Below are 23,496 nucleotides of genomic sequence, written 5' to 3'. Positions count from 1 at the left end.
TTCCATCCATTTGTTTTTCTCCCTGTCAGGTTTTTTCTATAATTCCATCAAATCATCATTATTAATTTTATATAATCTCCAACCCTTCGCTTTTGCAGCTTTAAAGGCGGCTGCAAGTTCGGGTGGCTGCGTAAAATCCTTGTACTTGCTATCGCCGTCTTTATATAACAATACCCTTCCGCATTTCTCTTTGCGTTCAGGCAAATCTTCAAAAATCTTTTTGAAAACTTCGGCACTTAGTTTATTGTTGTTGCAGTACAGCTTTTGCAGGCTTGTACAACCGCTTGCGTTTAATGTGGTTAGCTGATTGTTGGAGCAGTCCAGCCATTGCAGGCTTGTACAACCGTTTACGTTTAATGTGGTTAGCTGATTGTTGTTGCAGTACAACTCTTGCAGGCTTGTACAACCACTTACGTCTAATGAGATTAGTTTGTTGTTGTCGCAGTACAGCCATTGCAGGCTTGTACAACCGCTTGCGTTTAATGTGGTTAGCTGATTGTTGGAGCAGTCCAGCCATTGCAGGCTTGTACAACCGTTTACGTTTAATGTGGTTAGCTGATTGTAGGAGCAGTACAGCACTTGCAATCTTGTACAACCGCTTGCGTTTAATGCGGTTAGCTGATTGTTGTCGCAGCCCAGCTCTTGTATGTCATACCCCTTAATGATTATCTCTTCTGCGTTATTCGGGACAGCAATGTTTTCCCAGTTGTCGCTTTGCAGCTCCGCTATTTTCTTACCACCGTTCCACAGTTCACACGGGCTGCCATCTTTTGTTGTAACACGCAGCTTAATGCTACCCGCATTTGTTCTCATTCGTATTTTATCCATTTGTTTTTCTCCCTGTCAGGTTTTTTTTATAATTCCATGTTTTTTAAAACTTTTTCAAGCTCAACATTGAAAAGGTCGATAGCTGCTCCGCTGTTTAAGGTTTCTAATGTTACCTTATCCATATAAACCTCCTCATCGGTTATAGTTTTCCCGCCATTCTGTGGGCTCGTTTAAACTTGCCTTCAAGGTGCGGGTATTTTTTTAAAAATGCTTTTTCGCCGTAATGATGCAGCTGCTCATGTTCGTCAGAAGTTAAGGCGCACCAATTCCACGCTTTATCGATTGCCGCCGCATTCGCTCCACGCGTTACGATATGATGAAGATGAATTGCCTCATGCAGTCCGCTTGCTTCACTGTACTGATGAAGTTCCCGCCAGTCCGCCTCAGAAATAAGTTGCGTGCATTCCGTATCGTAATAATCAAGCGGGTCTTTTTCTTCACCGCCTCTGTGCAGTTCCCATTCCCATAAAAGATTTTTTACATCGGATTGCAAATCCAAATCTAAATCGCATTCGGTTGCAAGGTGCAGCATAAGTCCGTTAATAAAATGAGCGGCTTCAAAGGTGTTTGATTCAGATAGATGAATTGTTCGCAGAGTATCAGGTTTTATTTTGCTCGGCGTTTTAAGTGCATACACATCAAGCAAATCCAAATACAATGCGTATTTTTCTTCCTCAGTCGGAAGCCGCCCATCCATCGAAATAAAGATTGCAGTTACAAGGGCAAAAACCGTGCGCAATTGTTTATAAGACTTTTCTCGATATTGCAAATTAAACGAAACATTCAAGAGGGATTCGTGTCCAGCTCTTGCGTCTCGTTCCGCTTTTCGTTTGAATAGCGTGTCCAGTAAGTCAGCTTGTTTTTTATCATCGATTTTGAGCATGACAAAATGAACATTGTTTGAATAAACTTTACGCGCTAAGTACTGCCCTGTAACCTTCATCTGACTTTTACCTCATCACATGGGGAATTCAGGAGCAATGTCAAACATCGCATTTTGCTGCAGCTCAAACTTTTCAATTGCTTGCTCATCTTCGTTTGCCATTTGTTGTTCTTTGCTCATCTGTGCAGCAGCTCCGGATTTTTGTCTTTCGGAACTGCGCGTTTTTCCATTCGCGTTTACCGGATCCTGTTCTGCATATTGTACCGCTGTTTGTTGTTGCACCGGTTCCGTATATTCAATATTTGTTACAATTTCTGCTATTCCGTCATTACGCACAAGTTTTTTATCGATGATGCCTTCATCAAGATTTGCCGCTTCCGCAAGTTCTACCGCCTTTGGTGCATATTTTAAAAGAGCTTTTAAAACGGTTTTCTTTGCCATCTCTTCAGGGGCAGTTTGCCACGGTCCGTTTCCAAAACTTTTTGAAAAAGTCATTCCATGCTGCATAACTTTTTCCCAAGTCCAAACCTCAAAATCAACACCGCCGTTAGTAAGTTCGTATAAAGCATATACGTGGGTAGGATTTCCGTTGCCGCTTGGCGTGTGCTCAAGAATTGCATTTAAGCCATATGAGTAGGTGAACTCATCTCCTTCGTGGACTACTACCGCTTTAATGCGTTTGAATTGTCCGCTGCGGTAGGCAAGTTCAAGCATGCCCTGATAACCGAGTTGAAACTGACATTGCAATCCATTTTTACTATCATAAGGCAAAAGATACGCTTGCCCGAGCGGCGTGTTTACTTCTAATCCTAATTGAGCTGCCGTTAAAAGAGCTCCAAAAAAAGAATTTTGATTACAAAGAGCAAGCTTCGGGTTCCGTGTAACCGCTGTCATTGCAATACGAGTCATTCGTTCAGGCGTTATCGCCTTCGGCAATGCCATCTTAAACATATCCATGTTTGCCATAATCATCGACCGCAAGTCGCCGCCTTTTGTTTTAGCGGTAACTTGATTTTTGTTTGTGTTGTTTACGTTCATACATTACTCCTTCAGTTCTGTTTTTGTTAAAGCACAAATGTGCTTTTCTTATTCTACTTTTACACCGCGCTTAAAAAGCTCGATACAAAGAGCCTGTGTCGCTTGAATGTCTGCCAACGCCGTGTGAGCATTTTCAAGATTAACCCCAAGAGATTTACAAACCGTTCCGAGTTTTAAATTCTCAAGACGCGGAATAGCTTTTTGTCTTGTTGCTTTTTTTACAAACTTCAATGCGTCAAACTGTTTGGAAAAATAATCGGCAAGTGTAAGCCCGCAGCGATTAAACAATGCTTCTAAATGCCGATAGTCAAAATTACAGTTATACCCAGCAAAGGTGAGCTTCTCTCCGTCTCCGAATACGTGAATTGCTTGTTGAAAAAAATTCGCAATATTCGGCACTATTTCTTCGGCAGGCGGGAAAGACCTGATTTCTTCTTCACTTACACCGTGTGTTTTTGCAGCTTCTTCGTGATAAAGAATAGTTTCATTTAACGGATTCAATTTAAATAGACGCTCGCAAGGTACCTTTCCCTTGCCCGCAAAAATAAATGCAATTTCAAAGGCTCCCGAATTCTCAGGCTCTAATCCGGTTGTTTCCGTATCGCACCAAATCGTGTTCATATTGTTACTCCTTTTTTATAATCTGTTTTCAGATGTTGCAAAATCTTTATAGAACCGCCAGCCTTTACCTTCTGCTGCTTTAAAAGCAGCTGCTAATTCAGTCGGGTGCGTAAAATAATGGTAGTTGTTCTCTTCTTCTAAATCTGCGTATAAAACCGCTTCGCAATACACACCTTTATTTTCAGGAAAATCTTCAAAAAGTTTTTTGAATGCTTCGGCACTTAGTTTGTTGTTGTAGCAGTACAGCCATTGCAAACTCGTACATCCGCTTATATCTAATTCGGTCAGTCGATTGCGGTAGCATTCCAGCTCCTCCAAACTCGCACAACCACTTAAATTTAATGTGGTAAGTTGATTGCCGTAGCATTTCAGATACTGCAAGCTTGTTAAGCCGCTTACATCTAATTCAGTTAGTCGGTTGAAAGAGCAGTTCAGTCTTTGTAAAGCCCTACAATTCCTTACATTTAATTCGGTTAGGTCATTCTCGGAACAGTCAATATCTTCTAAATTCACTAAACCGCTTACGTCTAACTCGGTTAGCTGATTGTCGTAGCAGTCCAGCAGTCGCAGGCTTGTACAACCGTTTACGTCTAACTCGGTTAGCTGATTGTCGGAGCAGTCCAGCCATTGCAAACTTGTTAAGCCGCTTACGTTCAATGTGGTTAGCTGATTGTTGTTGCAGTACAGCTCTTTCAAACTTGTTAAGCCGCTTATATCTAATGCGGTGAGTTTACTACCACAACAGTACAACTCTTGTATGTCATACCCCTTAATGATTATCTCTTCTGCGTTATTCGGGACAGCAATGTTTTCCCAGTTGTCGCTTTGCAGCTCCGCTATTTTCTTACCACCGTTCCATACTTCACACGGGCTGCCATCTTTTGTTGTAACCCTGAACCCAACCCAGATTGCGGTTGTTCGCATTTTTATTTCATTGTTAAATTCTGTACTCATTTGCTACAACCTCTCCGTTTTTCAAATAGATGATTCCCTCTTCTAATTCTTCCGGAACATCGCCAACTTTGAGCATGATTACAAGGAAGCCCGATTTTTCAGCCCACTCTGAGATAATTGCAGTGTGCGCTTCGTCAAGACTTTCAGCGTTATCAACAACCATCACTTTCATTTCGCCGGAAAACCGTACACCAAGAGAAAAAAATACTTGTATGCTTTGCGCTGTCGACCAGTTGCCGATTGTGTTCGTTTTTGTAATTCCGCGAATTGCACCATTATGAACAAGCTGATTGTCTTCGTTTATTTCCAATCCGGACACACCTAAGTCCATACTTGCAAGTGTGTCTTTTCGCTCTTGCCGCTTTGCTTCTATTTTTTTTGTCAGTCCGTTATATTCATCTTCAAGCTTTTTAATTTCATCGCAAGCGGCAATGTAGGCATCGTATGCGTTTGCAGCTGTTTCATTTTTATTCCACTCAAGAATTGCAGCGTCAATTTCGGCGATATCCTCTTTTGAATATTGCTTATGATTTTTTGAAAGCCATTTATGCAAATTCTCTTTTGCAAGTTCAAGCCGCTGAATTGCAGCATCAATATCGCTTTCCGATTCAATATTTAGCGTGTGCATTTCCTGATTGATGTTAGAAAAGGCATTTTTAAGAGTTGATAAAAAGTTTTGCGCTTTTTCTTTTTCCGCCTGCAGTTCATCAATCGGTTTTGCATGTTCTACTTTCGGAACAGGAGTAGGCGTGCCAAGCCGTTTTTTATCCCGTCCTGTTTGTGTTCGTGCCTCTTCAAGTCTTTTTAATTCTTCATCAATCAATGCAATTTTTTCGCTTGTCCCTGTTCTCTCTTTTAAAAGCTCGATAATTGATTCGTCTGTCCAATCTTTAATTGCAAACGGCATTTCAAGACCTGAGCGAATTGAATCAAGAAAAGCGCGCACGCCGCCTGAAACTTTTGCATAGCGACCTGTTAGCTCATCAAGCCGCGAAACATCTTGCGTTACCTTCTCGCCGATGAGTGTGCGGATTTTTAATTCATCGTCTGTATACGCGATAATTTCCGCTTGTTCTTCTCCTACACTTATCATTCCCGGCACAAAATCTTTACTGCCGCCAAGCGTTAATGCAATTGATTGCGCAATTGTTGTTTTGCCTGACTTGTTAAGTCCTTGAATTACCTGTACACCGGCACCGTGAAATTCAATCTCGGCTTGTTTGATTTTTCGCACGTTTCTAATTTCAATATTTTTCAATAACATAAAATGCTCCTTACTTTATTTTGCTTTTGGTTCCGTAATGCGCAGCATTGCAACTTCGCTCTCTTTCAAATACTGCTCATACAATCCGTCTTTTTTTAATTTTTCCGAGTCAACTGTTCTTCGTATTGATTTTGAAAATGAGAGGTTGTACTTACCGGCAACAGCTTTTGCTTTTTTCTCTTCGCTGTTGGTTTGTTGTTCGATGATCTTTAATTTGAGAGATGATGAAAGCTTTGATTTTTTTTCTTCAAGCTCTTTTATCTGTGCATTAATTAAAAGATATTCTGCCGACATGCTTTCAGCTTCACCATCAAGGATGATTGTGTTTTCTGCACCCTCAAACATTTTTGCGATAGCTTCATCTTCGGCATCCACTCCGGAAGGAGCAGGCATTATGTTTTCTTCAATAAAGTCTTCCCAAAAAGTTTTCTCTGCTTTCACAAGGCGAGTAATAAACGCTTCATCTCTATTAATGGCATAATGTCTTAATTCATTTTTATCAATGATGTACGCCGACAAAACAAACCAATCAAGATTGAGCACGGACATGTAGTGCTGCACTTGCGCAAAGTAGCTATCGGGGATTTCATTTTCTCCAAAGCCGTCTCCACGCTGAGATGTTTTAATCTCATGGCCGCCAAGACCTGATACTTCAATGCCGGAAATTGTTTTCGGCTCTTGAACATAGATGAGTCCGTCAATATTTGCACTCATGAATTTTTGTTCGCCGCTGTAAAACATGTACGGCACTTCTTCGATGAGTACGCCGAACTCTTCTCTACATCGCTGGCGGATCGGGTCTTCAAGCCATGATCCGCGTTCGGTGAACATGTTCCCTTCAAATGAGTGTAAGCCTTTTTTATCAAGGTATACCGTCAATGGACTTGCCCATTTGTTAAGTCCCATGATTGCACCGGCATCACTGCCGCCGATACTTGAGCGGCGTGCGTTGCGCCACTCATCCTTTGCCATGCTCTTCGTAAACACATAGTTTGTGTCTTTCCCTAAAAGTTGTTTAACTAAGTTTTCCATTTGTTACTCCTTGTTTCTTGTTTTTGCATTTGCAATTTTCACATGCGCCGGAGCATTTATTGCTTCCGGATACGTTGCTATATTGACGGTTATATACATTCCGCCAAAAGATATACATGTACTTATCGTGCCTAAAAAATGTCATACTTTTAATTACTTGCTCTTTTGTCATCCGTTTTACCTTTTAAATAAAATCAAGTGGAGTTACTCCATAGTATGAATAAGGGTTTTTGTTGTATTCCCGCACTTCTTCCGCTAGTGATTTCCAGTCCGTTTGTTGATATACGGCGTCTGTCAATTCATCAGCGTCTTTTATACATAACCGCGCAAGCGCTTTTTCTTCCTCGCTGGTCAGCTCGTTAGAATAAGGCTCCATGTTTTTGTCAAAAATGGATAAATCCCCGACGTCTTCGCATTGATAGTCAATTTCAGGTTCATAATAACTATCAAAGCTCCAGCTAAATTTTTGCGTAACAGTCCAGCCATTAGAAAGCTTTGTTTCAACATTCCCAAAAGTGCAATCATCTTCAAAGCTGATTGTTTCGGATACTTTGGTAATAGGTTCGCTCATCTTTTTACTCCTTCTTGTGGTTTATAGATTTTTTATTTTCACTTTCGATGATGTATCTGCAACATTCTTTGAAAGTTCCCGTTTTAACAATTAGCCCTGTACTTCTGTCTGTTAATTCAAATCCATCTTTCGTTACTTGAAAGGAATACATATTTCCGCTCCCTTTGCCCATCTTTCTTGTTCTTTTTTTCTTGCTTCAAAATCAGCCAAGCAGTCGCATTCATCTTCTATATCTTCCGCTTTTTCCTCAATCGTTTTTTCTCGCTCTTCTGATAAACGGAGCTTAAAAAGTCCCAGCCGCTCACGTGCTTTATTCCGTACATATAGGTCATCATCCTCTAATAAGATTTCTAAAATATCTGCTGTTACGTTTATGTTTTCTGCAACCGCACCCCGTACATAACGATGAGGATCGCTTGCGGCAAGAGATAATAAAATGTTTTGCGGCGTCTTTTCACTTTTCGCTATTGTCTTCCTTCTGTTTAAAGATAATTTTTTAATTTCCTCAATATTCATTTTTCATACTTCTCCTACATTAAACTTGCCTCAATGCAATCTTTAAAATGCATTAGCTCATCTTCCGACTTCAATTTTTCCAAAACCGATAAAAAAAAGCACGCAAGACTAAAATCGGGTCGTCTCACGTGCTTAAAAGGATTCGTCTATGAAAAGACGAAATAATTGACCCGAAAAATTATTTCGTCTTTCCTCAAATAGCAGCACAACGACTCATCCCTAGCCGATATTTCGTTGTGCTTAGATTGCACAAAGCAACCTAAAAGATGAGTTTATGCTAAACTATCTTTTACGATGCCTTGACTTATTGAACAGATAACCGAATTGCCTCGCCGAAACAGAGTTCAAACGACTTATCTGCATGTTCTGCAGTTCATTTTTGTTACAAAAATTACTACAGTATAGATTTTCATTTTGATTTTTTGTAAAAGAAGTGGTAAGTTATTGATTTACAACAACTTAGAGTGTTTTCCTGTTTTAGGGTCAAGATTAGCAGGTTTGGTTTTGACATGGACGTCAAAACTCAGAACCGCCACGGATGGCGGTGGTTCTAAACAGAATTGAGTTTGAAAACTACTACATTTGTATAATAGGAGTTTTCAAACTCGCAGGTTTGGTTTTGCCATGGACGGCAAAACCAAACCGTTGTGTCGAACTCTTTTTTATAAAACTTTTTACGTTTTGGTAAAAGATGTTTTAAAAATATAATAGACTTATTAAAAAAACGTTATACTAGGCTCTTTTTAAAAATTTATATTAACCGTTTTTACTCATTTATTTTCATACGTGTATTAACACAAAAAAAGTTTTGCCGATAGTATATACATGGACATTATTACCTATCCGCAAACCGATATTGATTTAGAACCTTATGTTGATACATCTACAGATTATTTTTTCTCCGATAAGACAGAGGAACATACAAGAAAAAAAACAAAAACTTTTGATTTTGACTCTTTAAATTATGATTCCAATTCAGATTTTTTTTCTTTTAACCCTGATTTAGAACAAAAAAAGCATTCTTTTCATTTACATACCAAAAGACGTGAGACTCGAGCCGCTATTTTGGCAACACAAGAGCCTATATTTTTTTCTCCAAAAATACGTTCACAGTATCTTATGGTATCTTTTATTCTTGCTTTGGTTTGTACGATAATTATTTTTTCCTTACCAACATTTGATTTTCTGCTTGGCATGTATCGATTGGCAAATATACGGTTTGCCGATGATCCTGCTATTTCTAAAATTTTGCATACCAACGCATTTCCGGAAGAAGAAGCAAAAAATACCTCACAAGCGCTTGCCGATGCTCTGCCGATTGTTTCGTATAATACTTATACCGTAAAACGAGGCGATACAATCAGCGGTATTACCGTGCGTTACGGATTAAAAAACATGAGCTCGATACTTTCGGTAAATAATATTTCCAATGCACGACGGCTTTTAGTTGGAGAGACTATAAAAGTGCCGTCAATGGACGGAATTATGCATACGGTGAAAACCGGAGAATCTTTGCAATCCATTGCCGGAAATTTTAATATTCCGGTTACCGCGCTGCTTGATGCGAATGATTTAAGCTCGCAAATACTAAATATCGGCCAGCAGCTGTTTATTCCGGGGGCAGCCCTTTCAATGTTTGATTTACGGAAGGCGCTTGGAGAACTGTTTGTCTATCCGATATTCGGACGTTTCACTTCAGGATTCGGATACAGAACAGATCCGTTTACCGGGGCAAAAAGCTTTCATAATGGAATTGATCTTGCGGCTCCGCAGGGAAGCGCGGTAAAATCTTCTCTTGACGGAAGAGTGGCGGAAATCGGGTTCAGCAGAGTATATGGAAATTACATTATTTTAACACATAGCGGCGGATACCAAACCATGTATGGACATTTAAGTGCGGTTTTGGTACGGCGTGGTACTTATGTAACGCAGGGAACAAAAATCGGACAGGTTGGAAATACTGGCAGAAGTACCGGACCGCATTTACATTTCTCCGTATTTAAGAACGGCAGGGTTCTCAATCCGTTTACGGTGCTCAAGTAGAACAAGAGTTATACGCAGAGAAAAAGTGTAGGGATATTACCAAAGGTAGAAGCGGCAAACCGCCACAGACAGAAGCAGCTCTATACTGCGAATCTCTTTTACCAAAAAATAAAAAAAGGGATGGTTTATACTAACAAACATGCTATACTAAAACTTATGCTGCGATTATGTTCCGCAGCAAAAAATAATATTTTTCATGATGAGATGGAGGCGTCATATGAAAAAAAAGATTGTAAGTATACTGGTATGCCTGTGTATATTGTGCTTTGCAAGCCTGTTAAGCTGTGGCGGCGGTGATCAAGGCGAAAAAAAAGAAGAGAAAATCACCCTTAAAATCTGGGAATCCGAAGGGGTTGAAAAAGATTTTATGCTCGCCATTGCCGAAGACTATAAAGCAAGTCATCCTGATATTGAGATTGTATATGAACCCGTGCCGGCTCCCGATTCCCGCTCAAAAATAGAGCTTGATGGGCCTGCAGGTGTAGGTGCCGATATTTTTGTTGCACCGCATGATCAGATCGGAGCCTTGGTTGCCGGAGGACATGTTTTGCCTTTGGATAGTATGGAGTTCCTTAAAAACTTCATTTTTGCCGCAGTTATGTCTTCCGGCTATGGTGGGAAAGCGTACGGCTATCCGTTAGCTATTGAGACTTATGCGCTCTTTTATAACAAAGATATTCTGCCTACACCGCCAGAGACATGGGAGGAAATAGAAGCTTTTGCAAAAACATGGAATGATAAAGCACAAAATAAGTACGCTTTAGTGTGGGAAGTAGGAAATGCCTATTTTGATTATATCTTTATGAGCGGCTTTAATGCTCCGCTTTTCGGACCGAAGGGCAATGACCGCACGCAGCACAATATTAATAGCGCAAATGCAATTACTGGTTTAAAATATTTTCAAAGCTTACGGAAAAAATACTCGATGTTCCCGCAGCCGATGTAAGCGGAGATTTTTGTAATTCATCTTTTACGGAGGGGAAAGCTTCGATGATTATTACCGGTCCCTGGAAGATTGCGGATTTTACAAAAGCAAATATCAACTTCGGTATAGCTCCTATCCCTATTTTTCCTAACGAGTCAAAAAATCCTGCCTCATTTTCAGGGGTGCGCCTTGCCTTTGTCAGTGCATACAGTAACCATGCCGAGCAAGCAAAAGATTTTGCAACTTTTCTCATGTCAAAAGAAGCGCTGATAAAACGATTTGAAATGACTAAACAACTTCCTCCTCGCGCTGATATCAAGATTAAAGATCCTTTAAGTGCAGGAATTTTGGAACAGGCTCAATATGCATCTCCTATGCCTACCATCCCTGAAATGGGAATTTACTGGTCGACTATGGCTACAACCTTTGCCAATATTTGGGACGGCGACAGTGTCGAAGAAAATCTATCTACTGCTGCAAGTGCAATGGAGGCTGCTAAATAATTACCGCTTTAAGCTGTCTGAATATTTCTTTACAAAGAAATTCAGACAGCCTACAATAGAAGTGCGGTAGTTTTCAAACTCATTTCTGTTTGGAACCACGGGCGTCCGTGCCCGTTCTGAATGTAATTTTGGTTTTTTGCTCAAATTACCTCATTGTCATCCGTGACAATTTACCATAGTGATGCTGAATTCGCAGGCTGTTATTGTAAATGCTCCGATTTGTACAATTAGACAGCTGTTAGTTGTGTTCTGAATCAAAAAAATCTACTTTGTCGGGAAGCAAGAGCGGTTCACGCGACGGGCGGCGGAGCGCATTGTGTTTTGTAACCTCGGAATCAAGGTCGGTTATTTTTGATCGCATTAAAAAAGGTGCTCCGTATGAAAATATCTGCCCTGTTTCCGTAATATAAAGCGGTAAATCGGTTATTTCGGGATATTTTGAATTGGGATATAGATTCCATACCGCATGCGTGCCAGGACCAGCCTTTTCCGGTTTGAGGCTTAAGGTTAAGCCTTGAGTTTTATCACCCGTGATTGTATATGTTCCCTGTTGGTAATTTCTCAACTGTCTGCCTCTTCCGGTGGTGCAGGTGTATACCGCTTCACCACGCTGCAAATACTGCGGAATCTCATAAACCTGTTCGTCATCGGCGGTAAAAGAGCTGCTGCTTTGACGATACTCTAAATCATCTTTCCAGTACCGAAAGGCGATATATCCTTTTTCGGTAAAAAAGTACGCGGTAATATGCTGCGGAATCTCATTCGGATACAGTAAAATACCGTCAGGAGTTCCTTCTTCAACCCAAAAACCGAATAAAAGACTTTTGTGTTCCCCACGAATTTCTGCTTCCTGCTCGGCGGTAATACCAACAGGAATTGCTTCTTCGGGGATTTCCTCCCGATGTGTATAGTATGGCATGCGTTGAAAAAAAGAGGTAAACAAGGCATCTTGGAAAATACATACCGGAATTTGAACACGGTGTCTTTCGCGCGGATATTCAATGCCCAGATAATATAATTCTGAAATATCGAATCTGTTTTTCACCGTAGCGGAAACTGTTTTAAGCGGCTCAAAAACAAACGCATAATACGGTTTTAACACCATGCGCATATTGAAACTGCGGTTTTCGTCGTTGAGGGGTTGTGCCGAATCGGCATTCTCCTGCGCCGCAAATTCAATAATTTTACTGCCGTTTTCCCAGATTCCGCTCAAGTTTTCGGAGTAAAAGAAAAGCGGAATGAACAAGAACAAAAGCACACAGAACCTTTTTTTCATACTTCTCCTTATTTTTATCGCTTTGCCAAATTTTTTACAGCGGAGAACCGCACCCGCATGTGGAACTTCTTAAAAACGGTTTACTTTCCCGTACCTACGATTACGGAAAAACGCGGGGATCGGTTGCTTTGTTATTCCAACGGCGCAAAATAACCGGTTTTATCCTTTCCCGATCTGCTTAAAATATGTACCTCGGCTTCTATCGGAAGATACGCCCTGCCGAAATCGGTGGGTAAAATTGAGGTGTACGAAAGCATATAGGTACCGATTGGGGCTTCCAGTAAATCCTGAATAAGCGGTGCAATACCTCGCTCCGCATAAATATAAGCAGTTTTTCCGCCGGTTTTAGCAGCAAGATAGTTTAATTCGGTTGACGAAGCCTGCTTTTTTAAACTCACCGCATAAAACTTAATCATATTATTATTCAAATATGCGGTTAAATCGTTTATACCGTATCGATCAAAACTATGTGCAAAAGTGTTATCCGACGACAAAAATATAACCGCTCTTTTTTGTTCCGCATTGATAAGCTCGGTTGCGGCAAGTCGTAAGCCGAGATCAAATTTTCGATGAGCAGACTGTCCCGCTTTAAAATGAAAGTCTTCAGACACCAACTGCGAAGGAGAGAATTTTCCTTCAAGTACGGGAATATTCGAGGCGGAAACAATATGTATCTGTCCTTTTTCCCCCATCGCCTTTGCAATCTCTTTAATTGCCGATTGAATAAGTTTTTTTTCTTCATCCGAAGAAGGCGCCTGATCAACCAGAATGCAGATATCGCAATTGTCATTTAAGTATGCGGATCCTTCAAGCTTTAAATCATTTACCGGATGATTTTCTTCGGTTATCAAAAAGTTTGAATCATTTAATCCGACCACCGGCGTTCCATTTCTGTTTTGTACTCGTAAATTCACCGTTACCTTCGGAAAGCGATCCGAATATACACGCTCAATTGTTACAAACAGCCCGCCCGCAAGTTCGGTAATATGAGAAACGATTTCGATTTTCTCGTTTTTATAATCCGCAAGCACGATGTTGCCGTTTGCATCTGGTGCTACTCCGATAATTCTGCTTGGAGCGGCTCCGAGACTTGCAATGCGATAAATTGATGCAAGCGAAATATCAATCAAAGATACGGTGCTTAAGGAAGAGACAAGTAAATTATTTTTCCATACGCGCATGGACTCAATATATTTTAATGAATCATCGGGCAATAAGGTTCCGATATAATTGCCTGCGGTATCAAAGGTGTATATGCAGCCCTTTACTGCATCGGCAGCATACAAAAGCCCGTTTATAATCGCAATACCTGCGGGAGCAATAAACCCGGGAAAAATGCCATCCTTGTTTCCAAATGTAAATAACGCTTTTCCGTCGGGAGAAAAAACTACAATTCGCGCATTTCCGAAATCAGTTACATAAATATTATCATAATTATCTACTGCTAAAAATTGAGGGCCAATAAACTCTCCGTTTCCTCTTCCTTTTGTGCCGAATGAAGAGATAAATTTTCCGTCCTTTGTGAGGCGGGAAATTCTATCGGCGGCGAATTCCGAAACCAGCAAATCTCCATTATGCATACGAATTACATCAAAGGGACGATCAAAACCCTGTATCGGCCCCTTTGTTCTGGTAAGGATAACACCGTTTACGTCAAATCGAATAAGCTCATTGGAGCCATAAGCGGTAAGCCAAAAACTTCCGTCAGGCATCGAGACAATAGATGCGGGACGGCGAAAAAGATAGTTGCCGTCATTCAAGGCTGAAAAAGAAATACTTTCGGAAAAGGTCAACATGTCGGGGAAATCCGGCAACATGTTGCGGCGCTCTTTTACAATCTCTATTTTATTTTTTAAAAGAATGCTGCCAAACTCTGTTTCCTCCGCATGTTCCCAATGCTGCAAAGCGGAGCCTTCAACGCCGCTTCGGTAATAGGCATTGCCAAGCCATTCAAGAATCAGGGGATTTTCAGGGATGTATGAAAGCGCTTTTTCCAAAAGTCGAATTGCATCGTTAAAAGCTCCGCGGTAGTAAGCTTGGACTCCACGCCTAAATTCTTCGGATCCGAGTGCAGTATCCGCAGTAGTGATTTTCGGCTGCAAAGAATTTGTCTGTGCGCGCAAATTCACGCCTGTAAAACAGAAAAATAGAAAAAAAAGAAAAATATTTTTAAGAATGCCGTGCTTCATTTTTGCCAATCCTCTTTATGCTCTGTCATAATTATTGTTTTATGTTTTTGTACTAGTTTATTATTCGGAAGTTTTTCTGCCGCGCGTTTAATATAGGTACGTGCTTCCAAGGAAAATCCAAGTTTGTGATATACCCATGCCAAAGAGTCAAGATATGCACCGTTATCCGGTTTTTGTTCTACCGCTTCTTTGCATAAGGATAAAGAACGGGTAAGCTCCCTGCCGCTATCGGCAAGAATATACCCTAAACCGTTTAAGGCGGTAGCATTTTCCTCTTGCATATCCAATGCCTTTTGATAATATTGAACGGCTTTATCCGTTTCTCCGTGTTCATAGGCTAAAAATCCTAATGACGCATAGACTTGTACGGATTCATACCCCGCCTGTATTAGTTTTGACAATTCAAATTCGGCAAGTCTTGTTCGATCTGTTTTTGTGTAGATATATGAAAGAATCAGGCGGCACTGATATACACGGGCAATATCCGCATTTCCCGTTACAATTTGTTCAAGATATATAAGGGCGTCGTCAAAACGATCCAAACGCGCATAGCAAAGCCCGATATAATACGCTAAATCAATATTTGTTTCGGACGAGGTTGAAGTAATTTGTAATAATTCCGTTAAAGCATCCGTATAACGGCCTTTTTTATACAGTGCTATTCCCTCCGCTAAGGCATTCATTTTTTCCCCCTTAAAACTTAAATATAGGCGACTCGGAAGTTTTTTTGTCCAAAACAGGTTGTGCATATACCTGCGAAACAGAAATACCGCCGTTCATTACAATATCCCAATCGCTTGTTCCGTCATTTTCGGTTTCTATTGTTCCTCCGCCATACAAGAATTGCTTTTTTCCCTCTGCATGCGTAATAATTTCACCCTTTGATTTAAATATTCTGCGCGATATTGAGGCAAAAGAGGCGTGAGAATATGAAGGAGCGGACTTCGCGTTGATATTTACTAATACATCGAAATAAGACATTTTTGCTAATGTGTCAAGATTTTGCAGTACAAAGTTTGCAAGAGCGTCAAAGTTGTAGTCTCCATTGTCGGATTGCATTAAACTCACCGCAATTCCGGGAATCGCATGCATAACCGCCTGACGGGCGGCAGCCACCGTGCCGGAAAATACAATATCCGTGCCGAGATTTCCTCCGCAGTTAATTCCCGAAAGCACCAAATCAGGTTTTTCTCCGTTAAAAATACTCATAATTCCGGCTGCAACACAGTCAACCGGGGTACCTGAACAAGTATACATGTTTTTTTCTTTTTTGATAAATTCTATAGGGTCATTCATGGTGATCGCATGAGAAATTGCCGACCGATCAATGTGGGGAGCAATCATCACCACCTCATGTTTTCCTTCTAAAAGTTCAAAAAGTGTTTGGATTCCCGCCGAGCCGTATCCGTCATCATTTGTAAGTAATATTTTCATATAATCCGTGCACCTCCTGAGGGTTTTACCCGATAATATAGGGGCTTAAACCCGAAAATTCTTTCATAATCGTTAAGTTTTTCGATGTAAGTTTCCACATCCTCCGTTTTTAAGATTGAATATGTACAACCGCCAAAGCCGCGCCCTGTCAGTCGGGAACAAATCATATCGCTTGATTCTTGTTCGACAAATTCAAGCGCTCGCTTTACTAGCCAGTCAAGCTCAGGGCAAGAAATTTCAAACCTGTCACGTAGCCCTTCATGTGATCGATTAACAATGCGGGAAAACACTAAATCATCTCCTTTTTGTAAGGCATCAACGGCATCATCAACACTGAGCGATTCTCGAATAATATAAATCACTCTGCGGCGTACGGATTCAGGGATTTCAACTTCATCAAGCATTGTTTCGGTAAGCTTTGTCATATTTTTCGGTATATCAGGATTTTTTTTAACAAGTTCGTATGCTTCAATACATTGCTGCAGCCTATTGCCGAGTTCTTCGCGAGCGAGCAGACGCGGAATCCTTGAATCGGTAAGAATAATAGTTTTTCCTTCAAGCGGAAACGGGTATAGATCCGCTGTTTTTTTTCGGTGATCGGTGCGAACGCAATGACCTCTTTTTGCAAAAAGTGCACAAAGGATGTCCGCTCGGTGAGGATATGTTTTTAAATGCTGTACATTCGCATGTTCAAGAATATCTAAAAGCGCTTCCTTGGAAAGCTTGGATGCAAAAAGTTTTCGTAAAGCTAAGGCGGTTGCCACCTTTAATGCATTTGGAGTACCTAACCCGGCATCTGCGGGGATTTCGGAGAGAATCGTGAAATTTAAACCGGTTACCGGATAACCGCTATCGATAAACGAAAGAATAACCGCCTTTACGGAATTTGCCCATCGATCTTCTTTTCGGTACCGTAAATTTGATGCGGAGATCTTTTTACGTTCCTTTAGTGAAAGAGAAAAAAGCCTAAAGTTGCTGTCCGTCCTTTTTGAAACACAAAGATATAAATAATGATTTATAGCCATTGACAAAGTATTTCCTTGTGCAAACCATGTATGCTCTCCCAGTAAATGAAAGCGCCCGGGAACAATGGCTACCGCTTCCGGCTCATCTCCATATTCATCAATATGAAAAGGTACTATTTTTTGCATAAGTATATCATACTCGTTATATTGAAACAATTCAATAAAAATGCTTAAATTGAGTCAAAATTATGTTCGTTATTTTGTATTTTTTTGCAGTTTTAAGCTCTGCAGGGCTTTTAGCCCTCGCTATCCCTAATGAATTTCTGCTTTCGGGTTCTTCCATACTCGGCATTGTATCGCTTATTCCTCTCTATACTGCCTTTATTGCGGGAAAATCAAAAAAAGCGATTATGCTAATGTACGGTTTTTTTGTGCCGCTTTTGCATCTTTTATCAAGCTTTTGGCTTGCGTATTTTGGAGATTTTGCAATTTTTACGCTCGGCGCTTCTACGCTTGCATATTTTTTCTTGGCGCTTCCTTTCGGAATTGCCTTTTATTATTTTTCACGCTTAAAAATCCCCTATCGAATATTCGGCTTTGCGCTCACATGGAGCCTTTGGGAATATTTTAAATCTACCGGTTTTTTAGGCTACCCGTGGGGAACCGTTGCAATGAGCGCAACAAAATTAACTCGCTTTATACAAATTGTTGATATCACCGGCGTATGGGGAATCTCTTTTTTGATACCGCTTATTTCCGCATGCTTGGCGGAAACAATCCTTGCTGCCGTAAAACTTTCCAACGGTTTTGCCAAAGAATCGCGGCGCCCACTTGTGCGAACACTTATCTTTGTCGCTTTTCTTGTCCTAAGCAGCATTTGTTACGGACAGTATAAACTGACACATACACAGGAACCTGAAAAAAAACTCAATATTGCGGTGATCCAGCAAAATGCCGATCCATGGGATATGAGCAATTTTGAGCAAATACTGCTAAGCAGTGAATTGCTGAGCAAACGAATTATCAGTGAAGCTTCAGAACCCACCGATCTCATTATTTGGAGTGAGTCCAGTTTAAGCTATCCCTATCAGGAAAATAAGTATTATTACGAAATCGCACCGGCAGAATTGCCTGTTACCGACTTTTTGAAAGAGGTTGACACTCCGCTGTTTAGCGGCTCCCCTTTGCTTACCGATCCTGAAAATGACGGTTATTCAAATGCCGTTTCTCTGATCCTTCCTGATGCTTCCGTAGCGGAAAGTTATGCAAAAATGCAAATGGTTCCCTTTGCCGAATACATTCCCGGAATCAATAATCCTTTAGTAAAAAAACTTTTCAGCGCAATTGTCGGTTTTTCATCAGGATGGGTACCCGGCACTGAATGCAAACTTTTTTCCTTACAAACGAAAAACGGAGAGTCTGTACGTTTTGCCACTCCTATCTGCTATGAAGATGCTTTTCCCTCCGTTTGCGCGCATCTTCATCAACAGGGGAGTGAGCTTTTAATAAATCTTACCAATGACTCATGGTCAAAAACCGCAAGTGCGGAATATCAGCACTATGCGGTGGCAATGTACCGCACGATTGAGTTACGCACCTCTATGATTCGCTCTACCAATTCAGGCTACACGGTTGCAATAAATCCTTACGGAAAAACAATTGCAAGCCTTCCGCTTTTTGTGCAGGACGGCTTCTTTTTATCCATGCCGGTGTATCCTCATACCATGACCTTTTATGCCCGCTACAAAGATTGGCTTCCGCTGCTTTTATTCTGTACTTTTTTAGTTTGTATGCTTTCTTTAAAAAAAGAAAAACACAAAAACCTTCTCCTCAAATCCGCCGAAAAAAACATCGCGGAAATGAAATACAAGTCGGTGTTTATTAAAAAAGAGTTCGACACAACGGTTTGGTTTTGACGTCCATGGCAAAACCAAACCTACGAGTTTTGAAGCTTTGCAAATTGCTTTGCTTTAAAACGTCGCTTCTGTTTGGAACCACCGCCGTCCGTGGCGGTTCTGAGTTTTGACGTCCATGTCAAAAACTAAACCGTCTGCGTGGAACCACCGCTACGCCCTGATTTTTAGTATTCTTGATTAAATCAGTGCTGCGAGTTTAAAAACTCCTATATTATGTCGGTGTGGTAGTTTTTAAACATCGTTTTACATTGTTCTGAGTTTGCCGTCCATGGCAAAACCAAACCTGTGAGTTTTAAAGCTTTGTAAACACTCTTGCTTTAAAACGTCGCTGTTGCGTAGAACCACGGGCGTCCGTGCCCGTTCTGCGTTTTTGACGTCCATGTCAAAACTTAACCTGCGAGTTTTAAAGCTTTAATTTTACAGTTTACTTCGCCTAAAAGCGGGGCTCAAGGGGCAGCCATTCCTTGTGCATGCGTAAGCCCTGCCGTGGGGGAGAAAAGGGCTTGCGTAAAACGATTTTTAAAGTATACTAATGTTGCACAGGTATGGTTGCATATACTGCTTTAACTATTGAGGTTCTTTTTTAATGAAACATTATAATTGTATAATTGTCGGCACCGGTCCGGCAGGGCTCGCCGCCGCATTTGCTTTGCTTGAAAAAAAGCCTGCAATTTCTATTTTGCTTATCGATAAAGCAAAGATTTCTTCAGGCGGGTTACGAAATGATTGTAAAATGAATTTTACCTATCCTATCGGGTTTCCTATTGAATATTGGAATGAAGAAACAGCCAATCGATATTTGGAGCAAACTGAAAAATTTTTAGAACCTGATATTCTCCCGCGTACTAATATCGAGGTTTATCAAAAGAGAGCGGAGCGAATAGGCGTTAAGCTGTTGTCCATTCGTCAATCTCATTTGGGTACTGACGGAGGCGTTAAGCTGATAAAAGAGCTACTTGACCGTTTGGCAAACGCAAAAGTGGAAGTATCATTAGAGGAAGCGCTTGTTTCTATAGATAAGCAAAAAAAGATTGCAAACACTAGTAAGCGGACAACTACGTATGACAGTCTTATTGTTGCGCCGGGAAGAAAGGGGTTTGATTTTTTGCGTAATTTTATGAAAGCAAACGAAATACCCTATACCGATAACAGTATTGATGTTGGCGTCAGAGTCGAGACAAAAATTGAACATTATCCTATTGTAGAAGATTATTATGATCCAAAGTTTTTGTTTCCTGAAAAAACAAGGACTTTTTGCACTAATTCGGGGGCTGCCTCTGTGGTGCAAGAAAAATATACCGCTGCAAACGGGCAAACGTATTATAGTGTGAACGGACATGCTTATTCTAATAAGCGAGAATCTAACGGGCTTGTCAACTTTGCAATGCTTCGTACGGTAAATTTTACCCAGCCGCTTGCTTCAGGACAAGATTATGCCGAGTTTTTAGCTTCGCTGGTTATGCTAACCGGCGGCGGGCATCCGATTATGCAGCGAATCGGAGATTTTAGGTTGGGAAAACGGAGCACTAAGGAAGGCTTAAACGGAGATTTATTTCATTTTACGCCTTCACTTGCTTCCTGCACGCCGGGCGATATTACGCTTGCAATGCCGGCAAAGTTTTTGCATTCAATATGGAAGGCACTAAAAAAACTTGATAATATTGTGCCGGGCATTTTGCATCCGAGTACCGTATTATATTATCCGGAAATAAAGCTTTATGCAAATAAACCGCTTTTTAAAAATAACTATTTTATGGCGGATGAGGATATTTACTTAATCGGAGATGGGGCAGGCACTTCACGAGGCATAACCGGCGCATGGGCATCAGGTATTCGTGCGGCGGACGGCATATTGCAAAAAGGAATGGCATGAGAATTACCGGCGGCACACTGAAAAACAGGCAGATTATCTGCCCGAAAGGCATTATTCGCCCTGCAATGGACAGAATGCGGGAATCGCTTTTTGCCATTCTTGGAGATTTGCACGGGCTTTCGTTTTTAGACCTTTTTAGCGGTTCAGGGATTTGCGGACTGGAGGCATATTCTCGCGGAGCCTATCCGGTTGTTCTTGTGGAAAAAGATACCGCAAAATTCCCCGTGTTGTTAAAAAACGCAAGTATGGCGGAAAAACGAATCAACTGCAAAAACCTCTCTGTTGAACTTTATCTGAAGCGGACGCAAGAACAGTTTGATATTATTTACATTGACCCGCCCTTTCCGTATCGATTCCATCAAGACTTGCTGTACAGTATCGGAGAATCTTCAGTCTTATGTGATAAAGGCTTAGTCCTGATGCATCGCCCAAAAGAAAAAGAATTACCCGATCGCATCGGCTCCCTGCAAAGAGTCGATCAGCGTATATACGGCAGATCAATTGTAGATTTTTATCAAAAGAGTGTGTAGGCGGTTTGGTTTTATCGTCCGTAGCAAAACAAAACCTGCGAGTTTTAAAACTCCTATTATAAAAAGAGTCCGACACGGCGCAACGGTGTGTAATTTACCATAGGGATGGCGAATCCTCAAGTCTCCTGTTGGTACTTTGACTATATATAGATTAATACATACATGGAAGCTAATTACAAAACCTTATGCGAGATACTTCTACAATTTACCGCCGAAATAATACCCGATGAGTCGGATGTTCCTGTAAAAGCGGCGATACAGTTCATAATGTATTGCATGAGGTACGTCAAAGGGCTGTCGAGCCCTTTGACTGTATTTTTTACACTCCGTAAGCTGCCAGTATTTCGGATAGGAGCGGCATCAGCTGCTTTTTACGCGAAACAATGCTTTTTAATACATACACCGATTCTTCTTGCTTCGGTACCGTTATTTGCGATAAAAAATCAGGCTTTGCAGCAATAAGTAAGAAACTTGTAAGATAGGTAATGTTTGTTATCATCAGAGCGGCAAAAAGCTTATCACCTTTTTGCCGTTCCGCTTCAAGCACATCGATAAATTCCTGCTTTCTTTCAAGCACCTGCGATTGATCTTCTACCTCAATCTGGCTGACTGTAAAGCTTATTGAACCTTCGTGGTACTCTTTCATGTCTTGGTGAATCAACTGATCTGCACTTCTGCCCGCAATATTACTTGCCACATTAAGCAGTTCCTTCCCGAGGGTTTCCAGATCAATATTGGTAATATTTGCAAGATATTCTGCGGTATTCCGGTCGATATCGGTAGTTGTTGCCGATTGAAGCATAAGTGTATCCGCAAGAATTCCGCAAAGTAAAATACCGGCAATATTATAGTCAAGAGGAATACGTTGTTCCCGATAAAGATTTGCAATTATCGTGCAGGTTGCACCGACCGGCTTATTGATGAACGTTATCGGATGCTTTGTGGGCATATTTCCGACTCTATGATGATCGATAATTTCTATTATTTTAAAATTTTCTACACCTTCAACTGCCTGCGTCTGCTCATTATGATCAACCAAAATAATTTCAATATTCGCTTCTCGATAAATGTCTCCTTCGGTTACAATTCCTATCACTTTATTGTCGTTGTCAACGACAGGAAGTGTTTTTGCCGGCGCATCGGCAAGCATTGTTGCCGCTTTTTTCACGGTAGTTTCACTGCGTAAGGGAGTAATTTCCTGAGAAGATGCACCGGTAACCGGCATTGAATAAATCAGCAAAAGGGCTGTAGAAAGCGTGTCATAAGGACTGATAATAACCGATACTTTATGCTTTTCAGCCAAGCTGCGCAATTCTTTGGATAATACAATCCCACCCGTACAGATTAAAATCCGCACATTGCTTTTTATCGCATATTCCTGTATATCTCTGCGATCTCCGGAAAGGACAATAGTATTTTCCGGAATATTCATTTTCAGATGCTCGCAAAAAGTAGAAAATTCGGATCCTGCAATAAGAATTGGACTTTTTTTAAGCTCATCAGGCTTATAGGATAAAATAACCTGCGCATCTATTACCGAAGAAAGAAGATTTAAACTGGTTTGCACCACAGTTTTTTGCTGCGGATTTACCATTTGTAATATTTTCTGTGCAAAAGCACTATAATGTAAAATTGAATGAAAAGTGCCGTCTTCGGTAATAACCGGCAACACTCTAATTCTCTCCGCTTCTATCTTTTTTAATGCTTCCCAAAGAGAAGCGCTTTCTTTGACACTGATTACGGGCTGCTTGTAATAATACTGCACCTTCGGAATGAGATCAGGAATAAGCTCAGGCATCGGAACCTTGAATCTATTAAAAATATATTCTGTTTGAGGAGTGGGCTTTCCTGCTCGCGCGGCAAAACAATTTTTTACTCCTTGTAATTGTTTAAAATTTGCATAAGCTGCAGCGGCAACGACCGAATCCGTATCTGGATTTCTATGACCAATAACATAAATTTTTTTTTCTGTTGGTTGTGCTCTCATATTGATAGTATATCCTATTTTCATGAAGTTTGCAATTCTTTTGTTAAAACGCAGGTATTAAAAAAACTCATTTTTGCGGATGCTGCGTGCAGCGTTTTGTAATTAACTTCCTGTTATAAAAATCGGAGTATCAACAATAAGGGACTGC

The 23,496-nt window shown here is 40.8% G+C and carries 19 protein-coding genes and 1 pseudogene; 5 read left to right on the top strand and 15 right to left on the bottom strand.

The window, feature by feature from the left end; translation table 11 throughout:
- Positions 1 to 36 precede the first annotated feature (36 nt).
- The 9 genes from FUT79_RS08120 to FUT79_RS08080 form a co-directional block, all read right to left on the bottom strand.
- Positions 37 to 828, bottom strand: a complete 792-nt coding sequence (locus tag FUT79_RS08120; RefSeq protein WP_244951079.1) for a leucine-rich repeat domain-containing protein — start codon at positions 826 to 828, stop codon at positions 37 to 39.
- A gap of 139 nt (positions 829 to 967) precedes the next feature.
- Positions 968 to 1,771, bottom strand: coding sequence for a hypothetical protein (locus FUT79_RS08115; RefSeq protein WP_002696692.1), 804 nt, complete (start codon positions 1,769 to 1,771; stop codon positions 968 to 970).
- 15 nt (positions 1,772 to 1,786) lie between these two features.
- Entirely contained in the window at positions 1,787 to 2,749 is a 963-nt protein-coding gene (locus FUT79_RS08110; RefSeq protein WP_024751741.1) for a recombinase RecT, read from the bottom strand.
- Between the two features lie 48 nt (positions 2,750 to 2,797).
- The gene (locus FUT79_RS08105) at positions 2,798 to 3,370 is read right to left on the bottom strand and encodes a 3'-5' exonuclease (RefSeq protein WP_148883932.1); all 573 of its coding nucleotides are present in this window, start codon (positions 3,368 to 3,370) and stop codon (positions 2,798 to 2,800) included.
- A 15-nt stretch (positions 3,371 to 3,385) separates the two neighbouring features.
- Entirely contained in the window at positions 3,386 to 4,324 is a 939-nt protein-coding gene (locus tag FUT79_RS08100; RefSeq protein ID WP_148889342.1) for a leucine-rich repeat domain-containing protein, read from the bottom strand.
- Positions 4,308 to 5,588 carry an AAA family ATPase gene (locus tag FUT79_RS08095; protein WP_044634971.1) on the bottom strand — a complete coding sequence of 427 codons (1,281 nt, stop codon included), beginning with the start codon at positions 5,586 to 5,588 and terminating at the stop codon, positions 4,308 to 4,310. Before FUT79_RS08095 ends, FUT79_RS08100 begins: the two co-directional genes overlap by 17 nt.
- A gap of 15 nt (positions 5,589 to 5,603) precedes the next feature.
- Complete coding sequence (locus FUT79_RS08090) at positions 5,604 to 6,620, bottom strand: YqaJ viral recombinase family nuclease (protein WP_002696987.1); 1,017 nt, start codon at positions 6,618 to 6,620, stop codon at positions 5,604 to 5,606.
- 184 nt (positions 6,621 to 6,804) lie between these two features.
- Positions 6,805 to 7,191: a hypothetical protein gene (locus FUT79_RS08085; protein WP_044634970.1), complete on the bottom strand. Its 387-nt coding sequence runs from the start codon at positions 7,189 to 7,191 to the stop codon at positions 6,805 to 6,807.
- Positions 7,192 to 7,323: 132 nt separating this feature from the next.
- Positions 7,324 to 7,707: a hypothetical protein gene (locus tag FUT79_RS08080; RefSeq protein WP_044634969.1), complete on the bottom strand. Its 384-nt coding sequence runs from the start codon at positions 7,705 to 7,707 to the stop codon at positions 7,324 to 7,326.
- An 825-nt stretch (positions 7,708 to 8,532) separates the two neighbouring features.
- On the opposite strand from FUT79_RS08080, the gene FUT79_RS08075 reads away from it, so the two are divergent.
- Together FUT79_RS08075 and FUT79_RS15830 are read left to right on the top strand one after the other, a co-directional pair.
- Positions 8,533 to 9,750: a peptidoglycan DD-metalloendopeptidase family protein gene (locus FUT79_RS08075; RefSeq protein WP_044634968.1), complete on the top strand. Its 1,218-nt coding sequence runs from the start codon at positions 8,533 to 8,535 to the stop codon at positions 9,748 to 9,750.
- A gap of 196 nt (positions 9,751 to 9,946) precedes the next feature.
- Positions 9,947 to 11,178 (top strand): annotated as a pseudogene (locus tag FUT79_RS15830) (sugar ABC transporter substrate-binding protein).
- A 238-nt stretch (positions 11,179 to 11,416) separates the two neighbouring features.
- Here FUT79_RS15830 and FUT79_RS08065 read toward each other — a convergent pair.
- From FUT79_RS08065 to FUT79_RS08045, 5 genes are all read right to left on the bottom strand, one after another.
- Complete coding sequence (locus FUT79_RS08065) at positions 11,417 to 12,454, bottom strand: hypothetical protein (protein WP_148889479.1); 1,038 nt, start codon at positions 12,452 to 12,454, stop codon at positions 11,417 to 11,419.
- Positions 12,455 to 12,585: 131 nt separating this feature from the next.
- On the bottom strand, positions 12,586 to 14,643 hold the full coding sequence (locus FUT79_RS08060; protein ID WP_024752415.1) for a 6-bladed beta-propeller: 2,058 nt from the start codon (positions 14,641 to 14,643) through the stop codon (positions 12,586 to 12,588).
- Entirely contained in the window at positions 14,640 to 15,326 is a 687-nt protein-coding gene (locus FUT79_RS08055) for a tetratricopeptide repeat protein (RefSeq protein WP_002700452.1), read from the bottom strand. The genes FUT79_RS08060 and FUT79_RS08055 overlap by 4 nt, the downstream gene beginning before the upstream one ends.
- Positions 15,327 to 15,336: 10 nt before the next feature.
- The gene (surE, locus tag FUT79_RS08050) at positions 15,337 to 16,077 is read right to left on the bottom strand and encodes a 5'/3'-nucleotidase SurE (RefSeq protein ID WP_002700450.1); all 741 of its coding nucleotides are present in this window, start codon (positions 16,075 to 16,077) and stop codon (positions 15,337 to 15,339) included.
- Positions 16,074 to 17,228 carry a galactokinase gene (locus FUT79_RS08045; protein ID WP_024752413.1) on the bottom strand — a complete coding sequence of 385 codons (1,155 nt, stop codon included), beginning with the start codon at positions 17,226 to 17,228 and terminating at the stop codon, positions 16,074 to 16,076. Before FUT79_RS08045 ends, surE begins: the two co-directional genes overlap by 4 nt.
- Positions 17,229 to 17,290: 62 nt before the next feature.
- Between FUT79_RS08045 and lnt the strand changes: the two genes are divergently transcribed.
- The 3 genes from lnt to rsmD all read left to right on the top strand — a co-directional run bounded on the left by lnt (position 17,291) and on the right by rsmD (position 21,361).
- Positions 17,291 to 18,958: an apolipoprotein N-acyltransferase gene (gene lnt, locus FUT79_RS08040; RefSeq protein ID WP_044634967.1), complete on the top strand. Its 1,668-nt coding sequence runs from the start codon at positions 17,291 to 17,293 to the stop codon at positions 18,956 to 18,958.
- A 586-nt stretch (positions 18,959 to 19,544) separates the two neighbouring features.
- Positions 19,545 to 20,831, top strand: coding sequence for an FAD-dependent oxidoreductase (locus tag FUT79_RS08035; RefSeq protein WP_002698513.1), 1,287 nt, complete (start codon positions 19,545 to 19,547; stop codon positions 20,829 to 20,831).
- Positions 20,828 to 21,361 carry a 16S rRNA (guanine(966)-N(2))-methyltransferase RsmD gene (gene rsmD, locus FUT79_RS08030; protein WP_002698512.1) on the top strand — a complete coding sequence of 178 codons (534 nt, stop codon included), beginning with the start codon at positions 20,828 to 20,830 and terminating at the stop codon, positions 21,359 to 21,361. Before FUT79_RS08035 ends, rsmD begins: the two co-directional genes overlap by 4 nt.
- A gap of 319 nt (positions 21,362 to 21,680) precedes the next feature.
- On the opposite strand, the gene FUT79_RS08025 is transcribed toward rsmD, so the two are convergent.
- A complete protein-coding gene (locus tag FUT79_RS08025) occupies positions 21,681 to 23,348 on the bottom strand; it encodes a putative manganese-dependent inorganic diphosphatase (protein WP_024752641.1) in 1,668 nt (555 codons plus the stop codon).
- Between the last annotated feature and the right edge of the window lie 148 nt (positions 23,349 to 23,496).

The organism is Treponema phagedenis, from assembly GCF_008153345.1.
GTDB classification, from domain to species: Bacteria; Spirochaetota; Spirochaetia; order Treponematales; family Treponemataceae; genus Treponema; species Treponema phagedenis.
The sequence above is the reverse complement of the archived record's forward strand: the minus strand, read 5'-3'. Positions and strand labels throughout refer to the sequence as shown.